This is a genomic window from Sporosarcina sp. G11-34, from assembly GCF_026931025.1.
Genome location: NZ_JAHNZW010000013.1, coordinates 78,449 through 102,565 on the forward strand (window position 1 = coordinate 78,449; position 24,117 = coordinate 102,565).

At 38.7% G+C, this 24,117-nt stretch carries 22 protein-coding genes and 2 pseudogenes; 20 read left to right on the forward strand and 4 right to left on the reverse strand.

The features are described 5' to 3' along the window. Positions 1-25 precede the first annotated feature (25 nt). Positions 26-448, forward strand: a complete 423-nt coding sequence (locus KSU66_RS16915; protein WP_269052640.1) for a DUF1801 domain-containing protein — start codon at positions 26-28, stop codon at positions 446-448. A gap of 199 nt (positions 449-647) precedes the next feature. Here the strand turns inward: KSU66_RS16915 and KSU66_RS16920 are convergent, their stop codons facing one another. After that, positions 648-1,652, reverse strand: a complete 1,005-nt coding sequence (locus KSU66_RS16920; protein ID WP_269052641.1) for a nucleoid-associated protein — start codon at positions 1,650-1,652, stop codon at positions 648-650. A gap of 178 nt (positions 1,653-1,830) precedes the next feature. Here KSU66_RS16920 and KSU66_RS16925 point away from each other — a divergent pair, with 178 nt between their 5' ends. The 14 genes and pseudogenes from KSU66_RS16925 (at position 1,831) to KSU66_RS16990 (ending at position 16,713) form a co-directional block, all read left to right on the forward strand. Further along, complete coding sequence (locus KSU66_RS16925) at positions 1,831-2,118, forward strand: metal-sensitive transcriptional regulator (protein ID WP_269052642.1); 288 nt, start codon at positions 1,831-1,833, stop codon at positions 2,116-2,118. Positions 2,119-2,192: 74 nt separating this feature from the next. Beyond that, positions 2,193-2,393, forward strand: a complete 201-nt coding sequence (copZ, locus tag KSU66_RS16930) for a copper chaperone CopZ (RefSeq protein ID WP_269052643.1) — start codon at positions 2,193-2,195, stop codon at positions 2,391-2,393. Positions 2,394-2,515: 122 nt separating this feature from the next. Next, the gene (locus tag KSU66_RS16935; RefSeq protein WP_269052644.1) at positions 2,516-4,933 is read left to right on the forward strand and encodes a heavy metal translocating P-type ATPase; all 2,418 of its coding nucleotides are present in this window, start codon (positions 2,516-2,518) and stop codon (positions 4,931-4,933) included. A gap of 191 nt (positions 4,934-5,124) precedes the next feature. Further along, positions 5,125-5,426 (forward strand): annotated as a pseudogene (locus tag KSU66_RS16940) (iron(3+)-hydroxamate-binding protein yxeB); the annotation flags it as partial. A gap of 195 nt (positions 5,427-5,621) precedes the next feature. Then, positions 5,622-6,680, forward strand: coding sequence for an NAD(P)/FAD-dependent oxidoreductase (locus KSU66_RS16945; RefSeq protein ID WP_269052663.1), 1,059 nt, complete (start codon positions 5,622-5,624; stop codon positions 6,678-6,680). A gap of 165 nt (positions 6,681-6,845) precedes the next feature. Beyond that, positions 6,846-7,736 carry a LysR family transcriptional regulator gene (locus KSU66_RS16950; RefSeq protein ID WP_269052645.1) on the forward strand — a complete coding sequence of 297 codons (891 nt, stop codon included), beginning with the start codon at positions 6,846-6,848 and terminating at the stop codon, positions 7,734-7,736. A gap of 163 nt (positions 7,737-7,899) precedes the next feature. Next, positions 7,900-9,228 carry an LLM class flavin-dependent oxidoreductase gene (locus tag KSU66_RS16955; protein WP_269052646.1) on the forward strand — a complete coding sequence of 443 codons (1,329 nt, stop codon included), beginning with the start codon at positions 7,900-7,902 and terminating at the stop codon, positions 9,226-9,228. Between the two features lie 14 nt (positions 9,229-9,242). Beyond that, a complete protein-coding gene (locus KSU66_RS16960; protein WP_269052647.1) occupies positions 9,243-10,250 on the forward strand; it encodes an LLM class flavin-dependent oxidoreductase in 1,008 nt (335 codons plus the stop codon). A gap of 17 nt (positions 10,251-10,267) precedes the next feature. After that, the gene (locus KSU66_RS16965; RefSeq protein ID WP_269052648.1) at positions 10,268-10,531 is read left to right on the forward strand and encodes a glutaredoxin family protein; all 264 of its coding nucleotides are present in this window, start codon (positions 10,268-10,270) and stop codon (positions 10,529-10,531) included. A gap of 64 nt (positions 10,532-10,595) precedes the next feature. Next, complete coding sequence (locus KSU66_RS16970; protein WP_269052649.1) at positions 10,596-11,534, forward strand: ABC transporter permease; 939 nt, start codon at positions 10,596-10,598, stop codon at positions 11,532-11,534. Between the two features lie 4 nt (positions 11,535-11,538). Next, on the forward strand, positions 11,539-12,429 hold the full coding sequence (locus KSU66_RS16975) for an ABC transporter permease (protein ID WP_269052650.1): 891 nt from the start codon (positions 11,539-11,541) through the stop codon (positions 12,427-12,429). A 17-nt stretch (positions 12,430-12,446) separates the two neighbouring features. After that, positions 12,447-14,480 carry a dipeptide ABC transporter ATP-binding protein gene (locus KSU66_RS16980; RefSeq protein WP_329958843.1) on the forward strand — a complete coding sequence of 678 codons (2,034 nt, stop codon included), beginning with the start codon at positions 12,447-12,449 and terminating at the stop codon, positions 14,478-14,480. Between the two features lie 13 nt (positions 14,481-14,493). Continuing rightward, entirely contained in the window at positions 14,494-16,137 is a 1,644-nt protein-coding gene (locus KSU66_RS16985; RefSeq protein ID WP_269052652.1) for an ABC transporter substrate-binding protein, read from the forward strand. Between the two features lie 69 nt (positions 16,138-16,206). Further along, positions 16,207-16,713, forward strand: a complete 507-nt coding sequence (locus KSU66_RS16990) for a flavin reductase family protein (protein ID WP_269052653.1) — start codon at positions 16,207-16,209, stop codon at positions 16,711-16,713. 284 nt (positions 16,714-16,997) lie between these two features. Here KSU66_RS16990 and KSU66_RS16995 read toward each other — a convergent pair whose 3' ends face one another. Next, positions 16,998-17,657 (reverse strand): ribonuclease H family protein, encoded by a 660-nt coding sequence (locus KSU66_RS16995; RefSeq protein WP_269052654.1) that lies wholly within the window; start codon positions 17,655-17,657, stop codon positions 16,998-17,000. A gap of 327 nt (positions 17,658-17,984) precedes the next feature. On the opposite strand from KSU66_RS16995, the gene KSU66_RS17000 reads away from it, so the two are divergent. Further along, on the forward strand, positions 17,985-18,602 hold the full coding sequence (locus KSU66_RS17000; RefSeq protein ID WP_269052655.1) for a CPBP family intramembrane glutamic endopeptidase: 618 nt from the start codon (positions 17,985-17,987) through the stop codon (positions 18,600-18,602). Positions 18,603-18,650: 48 nt separating this feature from the next. Here the strand turns inward: KSU66_RS17000 and yeiL are convergent, their stop codons facing one another. Further along, entirely contained in the window at positions 18,651-19,313 is a 663-nt protein-coding gene (gene yeiL / locus KSU66_RS17005; protein WP_269052656.1) for a transcriptional regulator YeiL, read from the reverse strand. An 82-nt stretch (positions 19,314-19,395) separates the two neighbouring features. Between yeiL and KSU66_RS17010 the strand changes: the two genes are divergently transcribed. Continuing rightward, positions 19,396-20,547 carry a 3-phenylpropionate MFS transporter gene (locus KSU66_RS17010; protein ID WP_269052657.1) on the forward strand — a complete coding sequence of 384 codons (1,152 nt, stop codon included), beginning with the start codon at positions 19,396-19,398 and terminating at the stop codon, positions 20,545-20,547. 127 nt (positions 20,548-20,674) lie between these two features. Further along, complete coding sequence (purU, locus tag KSU66_RS17015) at positions 20,675-21,559, forward strand: formyltetrahydrofolate deformylase (RefSeq protein ID WP_443029003.1); 885 nt, start codon at positions 20,675-20,677, stop codon at positions 21,557-21,559. A 295-nt stretch (positions 21,560-21,854) separates the two neighbouring features. On the opposite strand, the gene KSU66_RS17020 is transcribed toward purU, so the two are convergent. After that, on the reverse strand, positions 21,855-22,832 hold the full coding sequence (locus KSU66_RS17020) for a tRNA dihydrouridine synthase (RefSeq protein WP_269052659.1): 978 nt from the start codon (positions 22,830-22,832) through the stop codon (positions 21,855-21,857). Between the two features lie 467 nt (positions 22,833-23,299). Between KSU66_RS17020 and KSU66_RS17025 the strand changes: the two genes are divergently transcribed. After that, positions 23,300-23,911 carry a protein kinase family protein gene (locus KSU66_RS17025; protein WP_269052660.1) on the forward strand — a complete coding sequence of 204 codons (612 nt, stop codon included), beginning with the start codon at positions 23,300-23,302 and terminating at the stop codon, positions 23,909-23,911. 60 nt (positions 23,912-23,971) lie between these two features. Further along, positions 23,972-24,117 (forward strand): annotated as a pseudogene (locus KSU66_RS17030) (IS1595 family transposase); the annotation flags it as partial.

Genomic DNA, 24,117 nt, shown 5'->3' on the forward strand with positions numbered 1-24,117 from the left:
TAGTAAATTAAGGAGGGGTTTTACGATGTATGAGCTGAAAACAAAGTTCAATGATAATAGTGTGATTGAGTTTATTGAAAATGTTGAAAGTGCTAAAAAACGTGAAGATGCGTATCGGTTACTCGATATATTTACCGAAGCGACAGGGTATCCAGCGCAAATGTGGGGGCCGAGTATTATTGGATTCGGTGCTTATCATTATAAATACGAATCCGGCCATGAAGGCGATGCACCACTTGTTGGATTCTCACCACGCAAAGCAAAAATCAGTTTGTATTTTGCGACAGGTGACACAAAACGTGACGATTTACTAAAAGACTTTGGCAAACATACAGCGGGAAAAGCGTGTGTGTATATTAATAAAGTCGCAGATATTGACGTCGATATATTAACAGCGTTGATCAAACAATCGATATTGTTTTTGAATGAGATGTATCCAGAGCAGTGAGGAAGTCCCTTTTTAGGGCTTTTTTGATGAAATATTATAGTTTGAAATTATGATAGGTACAATCATCCAAAGATTTGACAGATATGTCGCTAATAGAAAAAATGCCTGAATCTAAAACGGTAGGTTTTAGATTCAGGCATTTTTTATGGCAGCAAGAAGAAAGAGAAGGATGCGAACGCACCCCTTCCGAGTATTACAATTATATTTCTTCTTCAAAATAAATTTTATAAAACTTTCGATTGGTCGCTTCATCATAGCCGACTTCAATTAGTTCATCGATTTCATCGATATCCCGTACGTTTACCTGGATTTCTATATTGGAATCGAGTTTTATTTTACGTTTATAACTTTTTTCTGCCTTTTCGATTGCGCTTTCGGAAATGACCGTTTCGTAAGGAGTTACCGAATTGACGATCAAATCTTTTGCGGCAGAATCGGTTCCTTCAAAAACCGTTTCAATATAGTCATCTACTTGAAATTCTCTTTCACTTCTAAAATACTCGAGCGTTTTATTTAATAGCCCTAATTTTTCAGTATTCGAAAACGCCTCTTCTTTATTAATAATTTTTTTACATTCCGTTAACGCTAAATTGGTTTTATGATACTGTTCATCGGCTACTTTAATCTTTAAAAAACGCTCTTGCCAGTAAACGACATCTTCTTTCTTCTTTGTTTTTATAAAGACAGCGGGTGCTACGTCTGGTCCCATATCCATAATGACAGCCATATTATTGATTTTCTTCACATTAATGCCGTCAATGCCACTCACAATCATTTTGTCTTGCTGGTTTTTCACATCTAAAAACATTTCTTTTTCATCAATTTTTACAATGGCAATAACCTTTTTTTTATCTGAACCCCATAAACAATTATCGAATAAGCCAATAAATAATTCACCACTTTTAATATTCGAGCGTTGGGATACACTTTGTAAATGAGTGGCGATATGCTGTGACTGTTCAAGGAAATTGCTCTCCGTATCAAAAATTGCATTCACATATGTAAAGACTTCATTTAATCCAATATCCGTTTCGTGAAAAAACTCGTATTGTTGTTCAAAATCCACTTTGTTAAACGCTAATTGTGTAAAGGCCGCTTCAAGCATGACCTCCGGCTGAGAAAATGCCTCATCCCCTAAAACAAGGGTATCGCTGACATAATGCATGACATATTGTGTTAATGTACTATCCGTTACTTCTAGCATGTTCTTCACCTTCTAATTAGTAGTTGTAGATGATTTACCATAGCATACTTCGCGCAATATTTTCATGCATATACAGATTCAGCATAAGGAATCTAATCATGCCGAAAAATTGCTCATCCTAAATAAAGGTGGTAATATAGGGGTATAGGGTATTAATGAATTTTAAGGAGTGAAGGATATGTCTGAAACTACAAAGACAACCGTTCAGCCAAATAAACAACAGCTTCTTAACCGGTTAAAACGTGTTGAAGGGCAAGTGAGAGGCGTTCATCAAATGGTTGAGAATGACCGTTATTGTGTAGATATTTTGCATCAGATTAGCGCCATTCAATCAGCGATGAATAAAGTTTCGTTAGCTTTGCTAGAAGATCATACACACCATTGTGTAGTGAACGCGATTAAAGGGCAAGATGGTGAAGCAGCGATTAAAGAATTGATGAGTGTTATGAAAACAATGACGAAGTAAAAATTCAATCGGTTGATATACCTTTCGGGGGTATGGTAAGTTCAACTCGACAACTAAACAGGGGGTATTCAAAAATGAAAGAATTATTAAAAGTAGAAGGCATGTCATGTAATCACTGTGTAAATTCAATCGAAACAAGCGTTGGTGAACTTACTGGTGTTTCAGCAGTCGAAGTAAATCTTGGCAATAATGAAGTTTCCGTGGAATTCGACAATACCGCTACATTAGCTCAAATTAAAGAAACAATTGAAGACCAAGGCTTTGATCTTGTTTAACAAATAAAAAGTTTCTGCTTACACCACGTGGGGGTATAAAGCCGTAGAAATGATTGTACCTTTTGGTATGATCTTTCTTTTTAAAATAAATATACCCCCTCCAAGTATCGGAGGAGAAGCAAATGGCAACAACAGAAAAAACGTTGCAAATTAATGGCATGACTTGTTCAGCTTGTGCCAATCGGATTGAAAAAGGATTATCGAAAATAGAAGGCGTAGAGAAAGCAAACGTTAACTTTGCGTTGGAGAGCTCAACAATCTTCTATGATGCAGGGAAAACAAATGTGAATGCGTTTAAAGAAAGAGTTGAAAAACTTGGCTATAGTGTTATTCAAGAAAAAGTGGATTTTGATATTTCGGGAATGACATGTGCGGCGTGTGCGACAAGAATTGAAAAGCGTATTAATAAAATGGATGGCGTTTCGGGCGCGAGTGTGAACTTTGCACTCGAAACGATTGCTGTTGAATATGACAGTAAAGAAGTTGAAACGACAGAGATGATTGCAGCTGTTAAGAAAATGGGCTTTGAATTAATACCTAAGCAAGATAGCAAAGATAAGATGGATCATAAAGAACAGGAGATTATCAAGCAACAAAAAAAGTTCGTTTTTTCAATGATCTTGACGATTCCATTATTATGGACGATGGTTGCGCATTTTGAATTTCTATCGTTCATCTATATGCCTGCGATTCTAATGAATCCGTGGGTGCAGCTTGCACTTGCCACACCAGTTCAATTCATTGTCGGCGGACAGTTTTATAAAGGGGCTTTTAACTCACTACGAAATAAAAGTGCGAACATGGATGTATTGGTTGCACTCGGTACGAGTGCGGCGTATTTTTACAGTCTCTATTTATCATTTGAATGGATGAATGCGGGAAGCGTTGGAAGTCCAGAACTGTATTTTGAAGCGGCAGCGGTCATTATTACGCTAATCGTACTAGGTAAGTTATTTGAAGTTCGGGCAAAAGGAAAAACGAGCCAAGCGATTCAAAAATTACTCGGTTTGCAAGCTAAAACAGCAAGGGTGTTGCGAGACGGTATTGAATTGGAACTACCGATTGAGCAAGTCATTACGGGAGATATGATTCTTGTAAGGCCGGGTGAAAAGATTCCGGTGGATGGTAAAATTATCGAAGGACGTTCTGCCATCGACGAATCGATGATTACAGGTGAAAGCATTCCGATTGATAAAGTTGCCGGCGACGCAGTAATTGGGGCAACGATGAATAAGAATGGTTCGTTGCAAATTAAAGCGACAAAAGTAGGGAAGGACACCGCATTAGCACAAATTGTAAAAGTAGTGGAAGAAGCACAAGGATCGAAAGCAGAAATTCAGCGTTTAGCAGACAGAATTTCAGGTATCTTCGTACCGGTTGTTGTCGTTATTGCGGTTGTGACATTCCTTATTTGGTTTTTCGTAGTAACACCGGGTGATTTCCGTTCGGCATTGATTCCAACGATTTCGATTTTGGTGATAGCATGTCCGTGTGCGCTCGGTTTGGCGACACCGACGTCGATTATGGCCGGTTCGGGCAGAGCTGCCGAAATGGGCTTACTCTTTAAAGGTGGGGAACATTTGGAAAACACGCGCTCGATCGACACGGTCGTTTTGGATAAAACAGGAACAGTAACAAAAGGAGAACCCGCTTTAACAGATATTACGGTAACAGAAGGCTTTACAGAGGACGAAGTTTTACAATTGATTGCAACAGCTGAAAATCAATCGGAGCATCCTTTAGCACAAGCGATTGTCCTTGGGGTTAAAGAAAAAGGATTGTCCCTTCTTGAAGCGACTGCTTTTGAAGCGCTACCCGGCTATGGTATTCGGGCGAATGTCAGTGGTAGAGAAGTGTTAGTTGGAACGAGAAAACTGATGAACGAGCATAAGATTTCGATTTTAGATTCAGAAGCTTCCATGGAAAAACTTGAACGTGACGGGAAAACAGCGATGCTCATCGCTGTGGACCAAAAACTTGCTGGTGTTGTCGCAGTAGCGGATACGGTGAAAGAAACATCCAAAGAAGCGATTGCGAGAATGCAAGATTTGGGTCTCGAAGTGATTATGCTGACAGGTGATAACCAACGTACTGCGGAGGCTATTGCTCGTCAAGTCGGTTTGTCCCACGTCATTGCGGAAGTGTTACCAGAACAAAAAAGTGACGAAATTAAAAAGTTGCAAGACCAAGGTAAAAAAGTCGCAATGGTCGGGGACGGGATCAATGATGCGCCCGCACTTGCGATGGCGAATATTGGGATGGCTGTCGGAACGGGTACGGATATTGCCATCGAGGCAGCAGATATTACATTGATGCGGGGAGACTTAAACAGTGTTGCGGATGCCATTCTCATGAGCCGTAAAACTATGCGCAATATTAAGCAGAATCTATTTTTCGCTTTCTTTTACAACATAATCGGAATACCAATCGCAGCACTTGGTCTATTAGCTCCTTGGGTTGCCGGTGCGGCGATGGCGTTCAGTTCGGTATCGGTCGTATTGAATGCATTGCGCCTTCAAAAAGTAAATTTAAAAAGTTAATGAGAAAAGCCTGTGGCAACTCCTTTAGGGGCCGTCACAGGCTTTTTTAGACGAATTCTTGTCATTTAAAATGTTTGGGAATAAGTTAAAGTATACTGACTGAATAAGTTTGTAATTCATCCTAATTTTAACAATAATAATACTATAGAATTGTTTATAGGTAAGTGACACATAAGGATATGGATGAGAATCATGCATTGCAGCTTAACATGCCGCATGGAAATAATAACGAAGAACAGACACTCCAAATGTCCATGGAAGTATTGCAGACTATATCTTTTTGACGACCTATGATCCCGAGAAAAAAGGAAAGGTGTTGAAGAATCTGAAAGACTCGTCCATTTGGCAAGGGTTGGATGCGATGAAGAATAACCAAGTGTTTTACAATGATTTTGAAACGTATTACCGGTATGATCCGATTGCAATTTATGAACAGGTTGACTTATTTGTAGACATGCCCATCGAAAGAAACAAAGAAAATCAAACGAAGTGATTTTGAATAGGGAGCTAATCAAGCAAGGAATGCGTGCTCGATTAGCTTTTTATGATGAGTGTAGCCGAAGGGATTTTGGTATTATATTTGGGATTGTCAGATAAAGATTGAAAACGATACCATTATGTTTTATACTACTAATAAATGAGAACGATTATCATTATCGATAGTAATCGTGAAAAAGGAGCGTACATGATGAATTCAGAAGAGCTGTATGATGTGACAATTATTGGTGGTGGCCCAGCAGGACTTTTTTCTGCTTTCTATAGTGGTTTAAGGGAAATGAAAACAAAAATTATCGAGTTTCAACCTTTTTTAGGCGGAAAAGTGCATGTCTATCCAGAAAAAATGATTTGGGATATTGGAGGGCTTACACCTGTTACAGGGCAAAAACTTATTGGACAAGTCATTCAGCAAGGATTAACTTTTGAGCCCGAGCTTGTATTAGGTGAAAAAGTGACATCGATTAACAAAGATGAGGATGGAAACTTTGTCGTTCAGACATCTACGAATCAAAAACACTTGTCCAAAACCGTCATTTTAGCTGTTGGAGGCGGTATTTTAAAGCCAACGAAATTAGAGATTGAAGGGGCTGAACGTTTCGAGCTTTCAAATCTGCATTATACGGTAAAATCCCTCGCGCGCTTCAAAGGAAAGACTGTATTGATTTCCGGTGGTGGCAACGCAGCTGTTGACTGGGCAAATGAATTGGAACCGATTGCGAAAAAGGTGTATCTGACGTACCGAAAAGATATGTTGAAAGGACATGAGGCGGAAGTGTCGCGGCTATTCAATAGTTCTGTTGAATGCTTATTGAATACATCTATCGAAAAACTCATAGCGGCGAGTGACCACGAAACGATTGAGAAAGTGGAGTTGCTTAGCAGTGAAGATGGAAGTAAGATTCAACTGTCTATCGATGAAGTGATTATAAATCATGGCTACGAACGTGATAAAGAGTTGACATCGAATAGTGGACTGGATATCGAGATGGAGGATGAATACAGCATTGCAGGTAGTCCTATGAGTGAAACATCCGTACCGGGCCTTTATGCGGCAGGGGATATTTTGAATCATGAAGGAAAGCTTCATTTAATTGCGGGAGCATTTCAGGACGCGGCAAACGCTGTAAATAAAGCAAAGCAATACATCGCACCAGAAGCTTATGGACATGGAATGGTTTCTTCCCATAATGACATCTTTAAAGAAAAAAACCGTGAATTAGTGAAACATTTGTATGCAGTGAAAAGCTAACTTATTGTGGCAAGTCAGCTTGAGAAATAATGAGTTTTTAATGTAGCTAAGTTCGTATTTTAGAACTTAGCTATTTTTATATGAATTAATCCTACTTTACCTATTGGCATTAAGTGATATGATGAGCAATAAAGAAATGTGAGGGATAAAATGAATATCAATTATTTGGAAACATTTATTTCTGTAGTTCAATTAAAAAGTATTCATAAAGCAGCTGATGTATTGTTTTTGTCCCAACCAACCGTCTCCGCGAGGATTAAATCACTGGAAAGAGAATTGAATACGGAGTTGTTCGTACGTCAAGGAAGGGGGCTTTTGCTTACAGAGCATGGAAAAGAATTTATACCTTACGCAAAGCAAATTATTCAAACGTTTGAAGAAGGAAAAAAACGGATGAATGGAAGAGATGTACAAGTCGAGATTGTGATAGGGGCAAACCCCATTACTTCCCAATATGTTATACCTTTTGTTTTGCCATTATGGAAGCAGTCCAATCCGTTAGTACGTTTCAAGTTTGTTTCGGCATCAAACGAAACACTATTTGAAAATCTTTTGCAAAAAAAAGTAGATGTAGCTTTTATAAAGGAGATGAAAGGAAATAAAATTCAAAAACATCAGTTGCTAGATAATACGTTAAAACTTGTCGCGTATCCTAATCATTCGTTGCAATATGAAGAAAATATATCAATCAATCAATTGGCAGAAGAAGCGATGGTCTTTTATGAGTGTGAATCTTTTGATTTGAATCGGGTTCGCAAGTTATTTGAGGTGAGTCAAGTTGAGGCAAAGATTGAATTTGAAGTCAATCATTTGGAAGTAGCAAAGTCGATTATAAAAAAACATTATGCCATTGGCTTTTTACCTTATTTGTCTGTGAAAAATGAATTGGAAAGCGGTGAGTTAATTGAAATAGATGTGGCTCATTTAATTCACAGCGAACAGCCTGTTTTTCTTACTTCTTTGCATGCAGGGACAACGGAGCAGAATTTATTGGAAAATATCAAGCAGTCTATAAAGTCATTTAACCTTATTCAGCATGAGTTAACTAGAAGTTAACAGGCTTTACCTATCAGTCAAATCAGTTTTTTCTATCAATTCAGGTATTGCAATTCATCTAGTTAAAGTGTTAGGATTAAACACATTACAGATAACTAATTAAACATACAGTTTTACTAGGTATTAACATTTGAATAATCGAATTGAAACGGGAGGAATAGATATGACAAATAAAAGAAAAGTTAAGTTTGGTGCAATCATTCATGGAGTAGGTGGCAATATTTCCGGTTGGAGACACCGAGAAATAAAAACAGATGCAAGTGTTAGTGTAGATTTTTATAAACAACAAGCACAAAAAGCGGAAGAAGGAAAATTCGACTTAGTTTTTATCGCAGATGGATTATTTATCAATGAGAAATCGATTCCACACTTTTTGAATCGTGTAGAACCGTTGACGATTTTATCGGCGCTTGCAGCTGTTACTTCCCGTATTGGTCTAGTAGGCACAGTGTCAACTTCTTATAGTGATCCATTTACAGTCGCTCGTCAATTTAGTTCGCTAGATCATATTAGTGGAGGCCGTGCGGGATGGAATTTGGTAACGACGCCGTTAGAAAGTACAGCTCTCAATTATAATAAAACAATTGACCAGCACCCAGATCATCCAACACGATATAAAATTGCTGAAGAGTATTTGGAAGTAACGAGGGGTCTTTGGGATTCTTGGGATGATGACGCTTTTGTTGGCGATAAAGAAAATGATATATTTTTCGACCCTTCGAAATTACATCATCTAAATCATAAAGGTGAGTATTTCTCAGTTCAAGGGCCTTTAAATATTGGACGTTCAAAACAAGGGCAACCAGTCGTATTCCAAGCTGGTTCTTCGGAAGCAGGTAAACGTCTAGCTGCAAAAGGGGCAGATGCCATTTTTACTGTGCATCCAACACTTGAGTCTGCGCAAAACTTTTATCGTGATGTGAAAGAACAAACTGCTGAATATGGTAGAAATCCGGATCAGTTAAATATTTTCCCCGGCATTTCACCTATTATTGGTGACACGGAGGAAGAAGCAGAAAGAAAATATGAAGAGATTGCTAATCTTGTATCTATTGAAAGAGCACTAGCCTACTTGGGTAGATACTTTGACCACCATGACTTCACTCAATATCCAGTAGACGAAGCTTTTCCGGAATTGGGGGAGATTGGTAAGAATAGTTTTCGAAGCCATACGGACCGTATTAAACGTCAGGCGAAAGAGCAAAACCTGACACTTCGTCAAGTAGCAATCAGAGAAGCAACCCCTCGTTCTGAGTTCATAGGAACGCCTGAAAAAATTGCCGATTTGGTACAAAAGTGGTTCGAGGAACGCGGTGCGGATGGTTTCATCATTTCAACACAAGTCCCTCATACATTAGATGATTTCGTTGAAAAAGTAGTACCAATCTTACAAAAGCGTGGTTTGTACCGTGAAGAATATGAAGCGGATACGTTAAGAGGGAACTTAGGGCTTCCGTTTTTAGAAAGTCGCTATGTGAAACAATTGGTTTAAGGGGAGGGAAGTTTATGAATTATAAGTTGGGGATTTTAGATCAAAGTCCAGTCGTTGAAGGTACGTCAAACTATGATACTTTGAAAAAAACAGTTGACTTAGCGCAAAAAGCGGAAGAATGGGGATACGAACGGTTTTGGGTATCCGAACATCATAATTCAGACTCGGTTGCGGGTTCATCTCCTGAAGTATTGGTTTCCTATCTGTTGGCAAAAACGAAGACAATCCGTGTTGGTTCCGGCGGCATTATGCTTCAGCATTATAGCCCATATAAAGTAGTGGAAAACTTTCATGTGTTGTCAACGCTTGAACCAGGCAGAGTAGATCTTGGCATTGGAAAAGCGCCCGGTGGACTGCCTCTTTCAACAAAAGCATTGCAATATGGAACGGTGAATACGGGGACGGACTTTGAAGAAAGGTTGGCCTTCTTACAGCAACTTATATTTGATAATATTCCCGGGACACACGAATTTTCCGGCATTCAGGCAACGCCAATACCACCTGTTAAACCGAAAACGTATTTGTTGGGGGCAAGTGTAAATAGTGCGAAGCTTGCAGCAAAGTTAGGAATTTCATTTGCATTTGCACGGTTTATAAATAGTGATAATAAAGTTTTCAAAGAAGCTGCAAATACGTATCGTGAAAATTATCCGAACGGAACATTCATCGCTTCCGTTGCTGTTATTACAGCCCCTACGGAGGCCGAAGCGAAGGAACTTGCGGGCCATCAAAAAATTATTAAAGTGCATTTAGCAAGCGGTCGAACGTTAACATTACAAACTGTAAAGCAAGCAGAAAAGTTTGGGGAAGAATCTGGAGAAGCGTATGAAGTGAAGACATATGATGCAAATATTATTTATGGGACACCGATTCAAGTGAAGAAAACTTTAGATGAGTTGCATGAAGTCTACGAGATCGATGAGTTTATATTGCATACACCAGTACCGAATCCAGAACAACGACTTCGGTCGTTTGAATTATTAAGTCCGAAAAACTTAAAAAAACAAGTTGTTTATTCATAAAATTGAAGGAGAAAAATATGTCAAAAGAATTATCAGTAGTTGTATGGTCGAAAGAAGGGTGCAGCTATTGCGAAGAGGTCAAGGAATATTTAACGGAGCAAAATATTGCGTATCAAACAGTAGATGTAACGAATCATGATGAATTTCGCGACATATTAGATGTAAAATATGGTATTCGTCATGTACCAGTAGTTGAAATTGGTAAGGGCGAGGTATACAAAGGTGTGACTGAGGTTGGTTTGGAGCATGTAAAGGCTGTGTTAGAAAAGGAATATGCATAAAAAATTTAAATGTAAACCCTACTAAACATATAAGTTTTAATTGATTGAGAGAGGTGGTGTGAGAATGGCAAAGTTACTATTAAACCGAGGAATTACAGCAATTATTGTTCTGTTGGGGTCCTTACTTGTTGTATTTTCAATAAATTATTTTTTGCCAACGGATGTAGTGGATACTTTACTTGCTGAAAACGCGGGGAATACTGAGATGGCAGATAACTTACGTAAAGAATTAGGATTGCATTTGCCTTTTTATACTCAGTTTTTTAATTACATTATGAATTTGTTACAGGGGGATTTTGGCCAATCCGTTATTGATGGAGAGCCAGTACTCGATAAAATCATTGCACAGTTCCCAGCTACACTAATGCTAACGCTTGCCAGCATCACGATCTCAATTGTTGTTGGTGTTACTTTAGGGGTTTTAGCAGCGATTCATCAAAATAGCTTTATCGATTATGTTGCACGTCTTATCGGTTTACTAGGAATTTCGATGCCGACATTTTGGTCAGGTATTCTATTGATTTTAATTTTTTCTGTTTCGCTCGGATGGTTTCCGGCGATGGGATCTGTTGGAATCGCATCGCTTGTTCTACCCGCAATTACATTGGGGCTTGTCGGAGCAGGGTTTGTCGTGAGGGTTGTTCGAAATAGCATGTTAGAAGTGATTAATGAAACGTATATTGCAACACTTAGAGCGAAAGGGATATCTGAAAGAATTGTGATGTACCGACATGCTTTAAGAAATGCATTGATACCAGCGATTACAATGATTGGTGTCATTATAGGTGATTTTCTTGGAGGCACAGTTGTAATCGAAACTGTATTTGCGAGGCAAGGTATCGGAAGAATGGTTGCGGACGCAATTATGGCAAAGGATTTACCGATTATCCAAGGTGTTGTTTTTTTCATCGCAATTGTCTATGTCGTCATTAACTTATGTATCGATATTTCTTATTCAGTTATAGATCCTAGAATTCGAAGAGGCCAGTTAGGAGGAAATTGAAGGTATGAGAGAAGCATCCGTACAAAGTAAACCGTTTGTCTCACCAGTTGGGAAATTTAAAAACCGTACGTTACGTTTGTTCAGGGTTGAGAAATTATTCATTTATATCTCCTTGTTAGTAATTGGTTTTTTAGTTGTATGCGCCATCGTACCACAATGGATTGCTCCTTATCCGCCTACTAAAATGTTTTCGGATCAAATTTTACAGGCACCTTCTATACGACATCTTTTTGGTACAGATTATTTTGGACGCGATGTATTTAGTCTAGTTATTCATGGGAGCAGAACTTCCTTATTAATAGGAGCGGCTGTAGTTTTAGTAGGTGGAATTACCGGAAGTTTAATCGGTATGATTTCGGGCTATGTAGGTGGAGTTGTTGATACGATTTGTATGCGTGTCATTGAAGTGTTACAAACAATACCTGGCGTATTACTAGCACTCGCTTTAGCGGCTGCATTAGGTGCTAGCTTTACGAACTTAGTTATTGCAATATCGGTTTCAGCAATACCCACATATGCACGTGTGATGAGAGGACAAATTATAAGTGTGAAAAACCGACCTTATATTCTTGCTTCTAAATCCATTGGAACAAATAATATGACGATTTTTATTAAGCATGTGCTGCCAAACTCTTATTCCCCGTTATTAGTAATGGCATCGAATGGATTAGGAACAGCTATTTTAACGGGGGCAGGCTTAAGCTTTTTAGGATTAGGTGTTGTATCTGATATTCCAGATTGGGGTTTCTTATTATCTCAAGGTAGAAACTATATTGCCGCGGGATGGTGGATTGCTACATTTCCAGGTCTTGCAATCGCTTTGTTTGTCCTTTCTGTCAACATAATAGGTGATAGTTTACGCGATTATTTTGACCCGAAGAAACGAATTGTTTAACTTAACTTGGCGGGGAGGTGACTATATTGACTACATTATTAGAAGTGAAAGATTTAACGGTTGATTTTAAAACGAAAGAAGGTCTTGTTACCGCTATTTCAGATGTTTTTTTAACTATAAAACCTAGTGAAGTAGTGTGTTTAGTTGGTGAATCTGGAAGTGGAAAGTCTGTCACGTCGAAAGCAATTATGCGATTAATCGACCACGACAATGGTGTGATTTCCAACGGACAAATTCAATTTGGGACAGATGATCTTGCACATTTATCGACTAAAGAATTAAATGAAATTCGTGGTAAAAAAATTGCAATGATTTTCCAAGAACCTTCTGCTGCTTTTGACCCTGTGTTTACAATTGGGTTCCAATTAACCGAAACAATCCGCAAACATACGCGATTATCTAAAAGAAAAGCAAGTGAAAAAGGACTATCCCTTCTGGAAAAGGTCGGATTATCAGAACCTGAACTTCGTATGAAGCAATATCCGAATGAATTATCCGGTGGGATGTTGCAGCGGGCTATGATTGCTATGGCCTTATCATGCGAGCCGGATTTATTAATTGCTGATGAGCCGACGACCGCTTTAGATGTAACGATACAAGCTCAAATTATTCAATTATTAAAAGACATAAAAGAAGAACATAATATGGCCATTTTATTAATAACGCATGATTTAGGCGTTGCGGCCCAATTAGCAGATCGAATCGTCGTCATGTATGCCGGAAAAATTGTAGAGGAAGCGACTGTACAACAATTGTTTGAAAAACCTTATCACCCATATTCAAGAGGCTTACTTCAGTCCATTCCTAAAGCGAATCCGGTCGGCCAAAAGAAGTTGCCGTCAATTGAAGGTTCGATTCCAAGTCTTTCCAATATGCCAACAGGTTGTCGATTTAGTCCACGCTGTCCATTTGCTACAGAAAAATGTCGGAAGGAAAGCCCTTCTTTACAATCGATTAACGGACGACAAAGTGCGTGCTGGTATACGGAGGAACTTATTGAACGAACAGATTGGTTTAATGGTGATGAAGCTGATGATATTACAGAACGAATAATTGAAAAAGAGCCAGAAATAGAAAGGAAAACATTATTTGAAGTTCGAGAGCTTAGTAAATATTATCCTTTAAAACAAACGAGAAAGAAGTTAAAAGCTGTAAATAATGTTTCATTTTCAATAAAAGAAGGAGAGACATTCGGGTTAGTTGGGGAGTCTGGAAGTGGTAAATCGACTTTAGGAAGAACCATTTTGCAACTTGAAAAAGTGACTTCTGGAGATATCTTATTTAAAGGACAATCTTTATTAAACTTAAAAGGCGCTGAAATGCGCAAAATGAGAAGAGATATGCAAATGATTTTCCAAGATCCATATGGCTCAATTGACCCAAGATGGACGATTGGCGAAGTAATTGCTGAGCCGTTAAAAACTCAATTTAAAAGACAGTCATCTAAAGAAGTGGAGTCGAAAGTAAAAGAGCTTTTACAACTAGTTGGACTTAATCCCGAATGGGTAAGCCGTTATCCACATGAATTTTCGGGTGGACAGCGTCAGCGCATTGGAATCGCAAGGGCAATTGCGATTAATCCTTCTTTTATACTTGCGGATGAAGCTGTTTCTGCATTGGATGTGTCCGTTCAAGCTCAGATTATTAACTTACTAAAAGATTTACAGCAATCGATTGGGCTTACTTATCTATTTATTGGCCATGATTTAAATGTCGTACGGCATATTTCGGACCGAATCGGTGTGATGTATTTAGGCAGAATTGTAGAAATTGCCCCGAGCGAGCAATTATTTCGAAAACCACTTCATCCGTATACACAAGCATTAATCCAATCGATTCCAAATACAGATTTAACAGAAGGAAATAAAGCATTATCGATAGAAGGAGAGATTCCATCACCTTCAAATCCGCCATCTGGTTGTGCATTCCATACACGCTGTCCATTTGCAACGGAGCTTTGTAAGCAAGAAACACCAAACTTTGTGGAACAAGAAAATGGACACTTTGTTGCATGTCATTATGCAGATCAATTAGAAACTATCGAAATGTAAAAGGATGATGTAAATGTCTAGAAGAAGAAAAATAAATCAATTGGTTAGCTTATTATTAATTTTTTCATTGGTGTTGGCGGGCTGTTCTTCAGGAGGAAAAACAAGCGCAAAAACTGATGGGGGTAATGAGGAGAAAGAAGCGGTGTCCGGTGGGGAGTTAACGTATGCATTAGCGACAGATCCCGATACATTGGATCCACATGTAAGTGCATTTGCAGTTTCCACCCGTGTGATTAAAGGGCTTTTCGAAACGTTGGTTTACCAAGGATTAGACAATGAAATCGAGCCATGGCTAGCAACGGAGTGGGAAGTTTCCGAAGATCAAAAAGTGTATACGTTTAAATTAAAAGAGGGTGTTACTTTCCATGACGGCACTGAATTTAATGCTGATGTCGTAAAGTACAACTTTGGCCGAATTTTTGATCCGACAACAAAAGCTCTATTTGCCGCAAGTTATATGGAAATGCTTGAATCTGTTGAAGTTGTAAATAATTATACAGTCAAATTTACACTGTCTAATCCATCGGCAACATTTATAACGCTTCTTGCACACTCCAATTTTTCGATTGTATCGCAAGAAGCAGCTGAAAAAGCAGGCGAGCAATTCGGACTTCATCCGGTTGGCACGGGTCCTTTTCAGTTTGTAGAAGCTGTTGAAAATGACCGTGTTGTACTAGAGAAAAATGAGAATTACCACGGGGGATATCCATTTGCAGATCACGAGGGTCCAGCTTATTTAGATAAATTAACATTTAAAATTGTGCCGGAAGAAGCGACGCGAATTGGTAGTGTTCAAAGTGGACAAATAAAAGCGGCAGAAACTGTTCCACCACAAGACATTCTTACGATTGAAAAGAATGCACAGTTAAAACTTTGGGAGGCAGAATCGGGTGGGTTGCCATACACGCTATTTATTAATAGCAGCAATGCCCCTTGGGATGATGTGAAAGCACGTCTTGCATTAAGGGCTAGTATAGATGTCGGAAGTATCGTGAAGACATTATACTTAGGTACTTATGAGCGTGCTTGGTCGCCGTTAACGCCATCGGTATTTGGTTATGATGCGAGCTTGGAAGGCCAGGAAAGTTTTGACGTTGAAAAAGCGAATGCATTATTTGATGGGCTCGGATGGGTGAAAGATTCCGATGGACTACGTAAAAAAGATGGAAAAATAGCAACGCTTCGCATATTAAATAACGCTGTAAATCGAGAAAAACGCCAAGATATTACATTGATGGTGAAAGAGCAGCTAAAAGTGGTCGGTGTAGATGTTCAAATTGAAACGACTAGTGAGCATATGGCGGTCCTGAGAAATCCTACCGCGTATGATGCTTATGGAAATAGCCGTGTTGGAAACGATCCAGATGACCTTCGAATGTTTTATCATTCTGAAAAAATGCTTGATAAAGGAGGTAGTAACATCGCTTGGTATAATGGACCGGAATTAGATGGGTTATTAAAGCAAGGGGAAATTGAAATGGATGATGCCAAACGTGCGGATTTGTATAAAGAGGCCCAACAAATACTTGTGAATGACGTCGTTAGTATTCCTATCTATCTTTTCCCTTATACAATCGCAACTTCTTCAGATGTCCAAGGGATAAAGTTTGATTCAATCGGCTATCCGCTATTTTTTGATGCGAATATTACAAAGTAACGTATCGTTCGCAGTGCGATTTTCTGTAGTGCAAAAAAATATTATATAGAATGGAAGTGGATTTTAATGGTGAGCGTCAGTGAAAATGTAAGCACCACACAAGCAGAATTCAAAAAAGCATTAGGGAATTATCCAACAGGTGTAACAGTAGTTACTACTTTCGATAAACAAAATAATCCGATTGGGTTAACGGTTAATTCGTTTGCATCGGTTTCGTTGGATCCTTTACTCATATTATGGTCTATCGATAAAAAGTCGGGTTCTTATCCCGTTTTTTTAGAAGTGGAGAAATTCGCGGTAAATATTTTAGCGGAAGATCAAGCTAGGATTTGTAATTTATTTGCTTCGAAAGTAGAAAATCGTTTTAGCCAATGTAAATGGGAAGAGTCGGAAAGACAGCTCCCTTTAATAGCCAATTCACTTTCCCAGCTTGAATGTAAAGTGGTTGAAAAAATTGAGGCGGGAGACCATATTATTTTCATTGGGGAAGTGTTACACATCCATAATGAAGATAAAGACCCGTTACTTTATCATAGAAGAAGTGTTGGAGCGATACCCGCGAGCTTTTATGAATGATTTTTGAGCGATATAAGTTGAAATAAGGATTGTCCCTAAAAAAATCGTTGAACCGGCTCCCTTTCCGCGGGCATTGCCTCAGCCTCCTCGCTACGCTGCGGGGTCTTCGGCTAATGCTATTCCCGCTGAAGTGTCGCCTTATTCAACGATTTTTAGGTGTACTGAAATAAGGTGCTCCTATTCATTAGTTTAATCGATATATAGTGTTAGATGAAAGACGCAATCCCTCTTTGTTTATACAAACAGAGAGGGATTTACTATGTCTTTGGTCTATTAAGAAGGGATTAGGTTATTATTTCACTAGTTGCAGTAATCGAGATTCCATTCAGGGCTTGGGTCGCTAGCCGATCTGCTTCTGAATTTAATTTACGTTTCACGAGTTCATATGTGGGCTGGATACCGAGGTCTTTCAGTTTGTCGTCAATACGATCTGCCCAGTTTGACAAAGTTCTTTCGGGTGCCGCCCATTCCCCGTTTAGCTGATTGATGACTACTTGGGAATCCCCGATGAATCGGACGGGTAGGTGATGGACGTGTAACAATTCGAGTTCTTGTAGACCTAAGTAAAGCGCCGCATATTCTGCCTCGTTATTCGATAGAATTTCGACGGAAGGTGCGTTTCTTCGTAGCCTAAATGATTTTCCACTTTGTTCATAATAAATAACACAGCCCAAACCCGATTTGTTCGTTTCCAGGTTAAAGCCACCGTCGAAGTAGACCGTGATATTATGCGGTTCGGTTTCAATACCTTTTAAGTAACCCTTCATCTCTTTAACTGTCCACGTACTATCCAACTGGTCAATGAATGTTACGCTTTTAACGCGCCCTGTTCGCTTCAAGTCTTCCGCAACAAGTACGGCTTGTGCTGCGGGCATTTCTTCGGAGTGGAAAACGGTTTCCAACCCTCTAGGTGTTTTGTAAATCCATTGGATTCGAATATTCATAGCCAATCCTCCTCGTACGAGTAAGTATATGTAGTAATTTTATTTCTTTCCCAACAACTTATATACAATATAAGTTTACCCGATGCAGGCTCTAGTTATGAATAGCAAACATCAGTTGGCTAGAACAATCAGTTGAATCGGATAAAAAAGGGGGTTGCTAAAAGTTTTCTTTTTTATTGACGTGAAGAATAAATGGCTTGGGCATATAATGGGGAAGTAAGAATGGTTATGAAGGGATCTTAATTAATAGTATTGCTAAAATATATATTTTTCCTATTTGATGCTAATAAACCGGTTATTAAATTTATTTTGATATGGAGGATGAAAATGAGAAACGTTGGAAAGGGACTGTCACCACTTATTATTTTTGCCTTATTAGCGTTATTACCTTTAAGCGGTTTGGTTATTATTTTTTCGATTGCCTATCTATTATATGAAAGAAAGAAAGTGAAAAATGAAGTTTCGGTCTTTACATTTCGTTGGGATAAAACGAAGGCGGATATTCGCCAGTATTGGTGGCTGATTCTACTTCCCTTTGTAGCAGTTATCGGACAAATTATATTCGCTCATTACGCAATGCCAACATTTAATGAGCATGTGATGGGTCGGGTTGAGCCAATGTTACACATGAGTTCTTTACTTATACTTATTCCTCAACTATTATTCCTCGCTTTTGGGGAAGAACTTGCATTTCGTGGTTTCGCACAAGAAAAATTATCGGAAATAACAGGTTCAAGGATCGCTATTATTGCAATTTCATTTTTATTCGCGATTGCCCATCTTTCAGCTGGTCCAATCGGTGTAGTTATGTACGATATTGGCTTTATTTTCATAGATAGCATTCTTTACGGAATATTATTTTTGAAAACAAAGAATGTATATTTAACAACCATTGCCCATTTCCTCGCAAATGTCGCAGGAATTTATATTTTTTCGTTTATGTAGATTTTGAAATAAGATTGATAATTAATGAAAAAGCCGCCCATTAAACGTTCAAACTTCCTTAGCCAATTTTTGTAGTCGTTCTTCGTCCCGGATAATATAGCCTCGCGATTGTTTTTCAATGATGTGTGCCTTGCATAGCTGTGCGAGGACGTAAAGTAAATGACGATAAGAGACACCTAAGTATTCACATACTTCGGTGTGTTTTTCTTTGTAAAAGTTCTGATCAGCCGACATAAGGATGAAGGCGGCGAGGCGGTTTTCAAGTGGATACGCTTGATTTTTTGTATACTTAGTTGAAATCATAGTCATCTTTTTACTTAAAAAGATACATAAATACCTCAGGAAAGTAGCGTCTGTTAAAAGTTTATCTTTACAGGCATGAATTGGGATGGCAAGACAAGTTACTTTTGTAGCGGTTTGGATACCTTTGGAGGAGCTTTCTGCATGTAACAGTTCGACTTCGCCCATGAAGGTTGGAGCTTGTAAGAAATTGACGAGTGATACTTTCCCATTTTTGTGGGTAACATATAGTTTGGCCTTACCTTCGACGAGATAGTATATATACTCTGGATGAGAGCCTTCTTTAAAAATAAATTCGCCACGTTCAAACTGAAAAACTTGTAGAAACGGGGTAATAGGAAAGGAGAAAAGTGACTGAATCGGGTATTTTTCAATATAGTAGCTACGCATAGGTTCGGCTAAAAATTGCATCGTTTTCCTCCTTAATATGAGATATCTCACATTATTGTATGTGTATACGTGCTACGATGCAATAGATATGGAGGGATGAACAATGAACAATCAACGCTGGCTTTCACAGAACTTTTTTGTGTTTTTTATAACATGGGGTGTATTTTTGCCTTATTGGACAGGGTGGCTTGTGCAGGGCAAAGGATTAAGCGTGGCAGAAGCGAGCCTAATTATGGGGTTCGGCTTATTGGCACGCGGTGCATCGACGATGTTTGTCTTCCCATTCGTCTCTAAACATTGGAGCAGTCAAACGGTTATTCTTTTTTTCACAGTTTGCTCACTTGCGGCGACTTTACTTTATGTTCCTACTTCAACATTTAGCACACTTTTTGTTGTCACCATTCTATTTAGTGCCGCTTATCCAGCATTACTTCCCGCTGTTGATAGTACGGCAGGCGCGTTGGTCCAACAAGGTGATGTGCATTACGGAAAAAGTCGTTCATATGGTTCACTAGGCTTTGTTATTTCCGTGCTCATTGTTAGTATGCTAACGGGGTATTTTGGAGAGCAGGCCATTTTATGGAGTATGATGGCTGGGCTTTGTTTAATGCTTTTCATGCGTTTCCTATCGACACCGGCTGTACTGTTAGTGAAACCGACGGCGACAGATCGTGAGGAATCACCAACGATGCGCAGCTTATGGCAAGTTAAAAGTTTCCCAATCGTGTTACTTGTCGTTGTTTTACTACAAGGCGCACATGCAGCCTATTATAATTATGGTTATATCTATTTACAGGACTTACATGTAAAGAACTTTTATATCGGAATGATTATTAATATTGCAATTATTTTTGAAATTATTTACTTTGCAAAGGCCGATCACTTGTTTAAAAAATGGAAGCCTTCGTCGTTATTATTCTTAGCTGCGTCAGGATCGACTCTGCGTTGGGTACTTGTGTTTTTATTCCCAAATGTGTGGATATTTATGATTTCGCAAAGTTTGCATGCACTATCGTTCGGAATCGCCCATTATGCATTTATTCTTTATATAACTAAAAATTTACCGAAGCAGCAAATTCCAAATGCGCAAGGCGTTTATTCGGCACTGGCATTGAGCTTGAGCACTGCTATTTTAACATTCCTTGGAGGGTTTTTATACGAAATTTCTCCAGGTCTCGCGTTTTTAGGGATGATCATTTGTACGGTGCCGGCGATGTTGTTAATTTTGATGACAAGGAAGCGTTATAACTATTAGTTTTGTGAGCTGTATTTTCCACGTGAACAAAAAACATTGCATAAAGGCTCGATATGTTGGATAATGGAAAGTTAATATCTTTACGAATAGGAGCTATTAGCAAATGTCTATTGCAGCAAAAGTTGACATGAAATTGAATCAACAAAATGAAAAACTTGAAAACCAGGGACGCTTGTTAGTAAAATGTCCAGATAAACCGGGGATTGTATCGGTATTATCGACATTTTTACATAATCATGATTCCAATATTATTGAATCGAGCCAGTATTCCAGTGATCCGGAGAATGGTATCTTTTTCATCCGTATTGAGTTTCACTGTGAAAATCTATTGGGAAAATCGGCGCAGATTGAAAAGGATTTTGAGGGAATTGCGGCAACTCATTCGATGGATTACCATTTTGCATACGGGAATGAGCGGAAACGTTCAGCTATATTTGTATCAAAGGAACCACACTGTTTAATGGAACTTTTGTGGGAATGGCAAAATGGTGATTTGGATACTGATATTGTAGTTGTCATTAGTAATCACGAAGAGGCACGACACTTGGTCGAGTCTTTAGGAATTCCTTTTCATTATATTCCGGCCAATAAAGATATTCGGAAACAAGTCGAAGCGGAGCAAATACGCCTAATGAAAGAGTATAATGTAGATTTGCTAATTCTTGCGCGATATATGCAAATCCTAACACCTGATTTTGTCAGCCATTTTGAGAATCGGATTATTAATATCCATCATTCATTCCTGCCGGCATTTATCGGGGCGGGGCCATACGAACGTGCATATAAGCGTGGTGTGAAACTAATAGGGGCAACGTCTCACTACGTAACAAATGATCTTGATGAAGGGCCGATTATCGAGCAGGATGTCGAGCGAGTGGATCATCGTGACGATGTGAGAGATTTGAAAAAGATAGGCAGTCAAATCGAGCGGCGCGTTCTTGCGAAAGCTGTAAAATGGCATCTTGAAAACCGAATTATCGTTGAAGGCAATAAAACAATCGTGTTTCATTAAACAGTATAAAGCATCAGTGTCCATACAATTCATAATTGTAGTAGACGCTGATGCTTTTTTTGTTGTCATATGTATTCAAATTATGACAATGAATATAGGGACGTTGCATTATTCTTATAGATTGGTGCTTATATATTTAAGTCCAGAATCATTTATTGTTAATACGATATTTGCTCCTTTTTCTTCGCCTTTCAATAGTTGTAACGCGGCGGCGACATTCGCTCCTGACGAAAAACCCTTCCCCCGTTAAGGAGAAAGGGCACTGCCTTTTCTTATGACAATCTATTTTTCAATATCATTCATCCAAATTCGCTTCTAAATACGGTTGAATCATTTCTCTTACTTCGGCAGTCGATTTTGTGCTCATTAATTGATGCCTTAATTCACTTGCTCCTTTAAATCCACGAATATAAATTTTAAAGAAGCGAAGGAGCGGCTTAAATGGGCGTGGTTCTATTTCTCGTTCGTATTTGTCATGTAAATCAAGTTGTAATAATAGCAACTGTAAAAATTCGTTCACGCTATGTTCTTTCGGTTCTTTTTCAAATGCGAACGGATTCGTAAAGACACCACGACCAATCATCACACCGTCGATACCGTATTTTTCGACTAACTCCATGCCTTTTGCACGATCTGGAATATCTCCGTTTATCGTAAGTAGTGTATTAGGTGCGATTTCATCCCGTAATTGTTTAATTTCCGGAATCAGATCCCAATGCGCTGGTACTTTACTCATTTCTTTTCTCGTACGAAGGTGGATTGATAAGTTTGCAATATCTTGTTTGAGTATATGCGTTAACCAATCGCGCCATTCTTCTATTTTCGTATAACCCATACGCGTTTTCACACTAACAGGTAATCCACCGGCTTTTGCTGCTTGGATAATTTCCGCTGCATTTTCTGGATGGTTAATCAAACCAGCGCCTCTACCTTGTGCTGCGACATTTTGTACGGGACAACCCATATTAATGTCGATTCCACGAAAACCCATTTCTTTCATCCCGATACTCATCTGTCTAAAATATTCTGGGCGATCTCCCCAAATATGTGCGACAATCGGTTGTTCGTCTTCAGTAAACGTTAAGCGACCCCGAAGACTATCTACGCCTTCAGGATGACAATAACTTGCCGTATTCGCAAATTCAGTGAAAAATACGTCTGGTCGTCCCGCTTCTACGATAACGTGACGGAATACAACATCTGTCACATCTTCCATCGGTGCTAATATGAAAAACGGCTTCGGTAAATCGAGCCAAAAGTTATCATTACTCATTTCTTCTTTCCTTCCTTAATAAACTACTTCATCACTTATAGTATAACGTAAATGCATCCTTTACAGTTATACCATATTTCTTACGAACGATTCAAATATGCTCGCGTTTACTCATCATAAGGAATTTAAATTTGTGTCCAAGTTGGGCGACTTGATCATAAAGGGATTGGACAAGCAATTGTCCCTTGGACGACGAAGAAATGAAAAGCGGGACAAGAAAAATTGACTCTTATACAGTCGGCACTTATACTAGGCATACAATATAATATTCGACTTCCTTTAAGGGGAGTAGCTATACAGCAAAGTCGTCAGCACAGGGTCCAAACCCTCGGCTTTGTTGGCAACTACGGTTGTTTGCGAGACCTTACCGATTATTTGGTGAGGCCTTTTTTATTCCTAGAGGCGTTATGACCAAATGTTGGTTATAGCGTCTCTTTTTTATTTCATAGTCAACTGGAGGACAAACTTTGAATACTTACCAAGCACTTGCAAATACAGTCGTCATTAACAAGAAAAATCGTTTGATTAGCTATGGGGACTCTTTAGAACTTGTTGGGACAGGAAGAAGTGCCTTTGTTTTTAGAATACAGTCATCCAATCAAGCAATTAAAATATTTTTCCCCGAATTTACTTATATTGCAAAAGAAGAGGCTGCAATTTATAAAATACTTCAAAATATATCCTATTATCCACCCGTTCATGACTCAGGATTGAATTATATTGTCATGGATTACATTGAGGGGCTTACTCTTTTTGAATGTATGTCGCAAGGGAAGCTCATAACGTCAACTCATATAAAAGAAATCGATCATGCACTAGCATTGGCTTTAGCCCAGGGATTAAATCCTTCTGATATTCACTTGCGAAACATTTTCATCACATCTAGTGGTGAGATAAAGATTATTGATGTCGCACGTTTTAGACAGAGGAAACATTGTAGGCAATGGCATGATCTAAAAAAAGCTTATGATCAGCTTTACTGCAAACGTTTTTTCCCAAAGAGAATTGCCGCGTCACAATTAAATATCGTTGCATTCCTTTATAAAAAGGCTATGTTAAATAACTCTGTTGATATTTGATTAAAGGGAGCACGAGCGTTCTATAATTAGGAGGAGAATAGTTGTTTGGAGGGGTCCGAAATGAAGTTAAGTGAAATAATAGCAGAAATCCAAAAATTGAAACTTGCTGAACAGCATCGTTTAAAAGAATTCTTTATTACTTCCCTTACGTCATTTTCAGCGAGCGAACCAGTTTTCTATGAAATAAATGAACGTAAAAATAAAGA

What these genes read in the sequence shown, in the direction of transcription:
- KSU66_RS16915 (WP_269052640.1), top strand. Translation starts at nt 26, where the DNA reads ATGTATGAGCTGAAAACAAAGTTCAATGATAATAGTGTGATTGAGTTT.
- KSU66_RS16920 (WP_269052641.1), bottom strand. Translation starts at nt 1,652, where the DNA reads ATGCTAGAAGTAACGGATAGTACATTAACACAATATGTCATGCATTAT.
- KSU66_RS16925 (WP_269052642.1), top strand. Translation starts at nt 1,831, where the DNA reads ATGTCTGAAACTACAAAGACAACCGTTCAGCCAAATAAACAACAGCTT.
- copZ (WP_269052643.1), top strand. Translation starts at nt 2,193, where the DNA reads ATGAAAGAATTATTAAAAGTAGAAGGCATGTCATGTAATCACTGTGTA.
- KSU66_RS16935 (WP_269052644.1), top strand. Translation starts at nt 2,516, where the DNA reads ATGGCAACAACAGAAAAAACGTTGCAAATTAATGGCATGACTTGTTCA.
- KSU66_RS16945 (WP_269052663.1), top strand. Translation starts at nt 5,622, where the DNA reads ATGAATTCAGAAGAGCTGTATGATGTGACAATTATTGGTGGTGGCCCA.
- KSU66_RS16955 (WP_269052646.1), top strand. Translation starts at nt 7,900, where the DNA reads ATGACAAATAAAAGAAAAGTTAAGTTTGGTGCAATCATTCATGGAGTA.
- KSU66_RS16960 (WP_269052647.1), top strand. Translation starts at nt 9,243, where the DNA reads ATGAATTATAAGTTGGGGATTTTAGATCAAAGTCCAGTCGTTGAAGGT.
- KSU66_RS16965 (WP_269052648.1), top strand. Translation starts at nt 10,268, where the DNA reads ATGTCAAAAGAATTATCAGTAGTTGTATGGTCGAAAGAAGGGTGCAGC.
- KSU66_RS16970 (WP_269052649.1), top strand. Translation starts at nt 10,596, where the DNA reads ATGGCAAAGTTACTATTAAACCGAGGAATTACAGCAATTATTGTTCTG.
- KSU66_RS16975 (WP_269052650.1), top strand. Translation starts at nt 11,539, where the DNA reads ATGAGAGAAGCATCCGTACAAAGTAAACCGTTTGTCTCACCAGTTGGG.
- KSU66_RS16985 (WP_269052652.1), top strand. Translation starts at nt 14,494, where the DNA reads ATGTCTAGAAGAAGAAAAATAAATCAATTGGTTAGCTTATTATTAATT.
- KSU66_RS16995 (WP_269052654.1), bottom strand. Translation starts at nt 17,657, where the DNA reads ATGAATATTCGAATCCAATGGATTTACAAAACACCTAGAGGGTTGGAA.
- KSU66_RS17000 (WP_269052655.1), top strand. Translation starts at nt 17,985, where the DNA reads ATGAGAAACGTTGGAAAGGGACTGTCACCACTTATTATTTTTGCCTTA.
- yeiL (WP_269052656.1), bottom strand. Translation starts at nt 19,313, where the DNA reads ATGCAATTTTTAGCCGAACCTATGCGTAGCTACTATATTGAAAAATAC.
- KSU66_RS17010 (WP_269052657.1), top strand. Translation starts at nt 19,396, where the DNA reads ATGAACAATCAACGCTGGCTTTCACAGAACTTTTTTGTGTTTTTTATA.
- purU (WP_443029003.1), top strand. Translation starts at nt 20,675, where the DNA reads ATGAAATTGAATCAACAAAATGAAAAACTTGAAAACCAGGGACGCTTG.
- KSU66_RS17020 (WP_269052659.1), bottom strand. Translation starts at nt 22,832, where the DNA reads ATGAGTAATGATAACTTTTGGCTCGATTTACCGAAGCCGTTTTTCATA.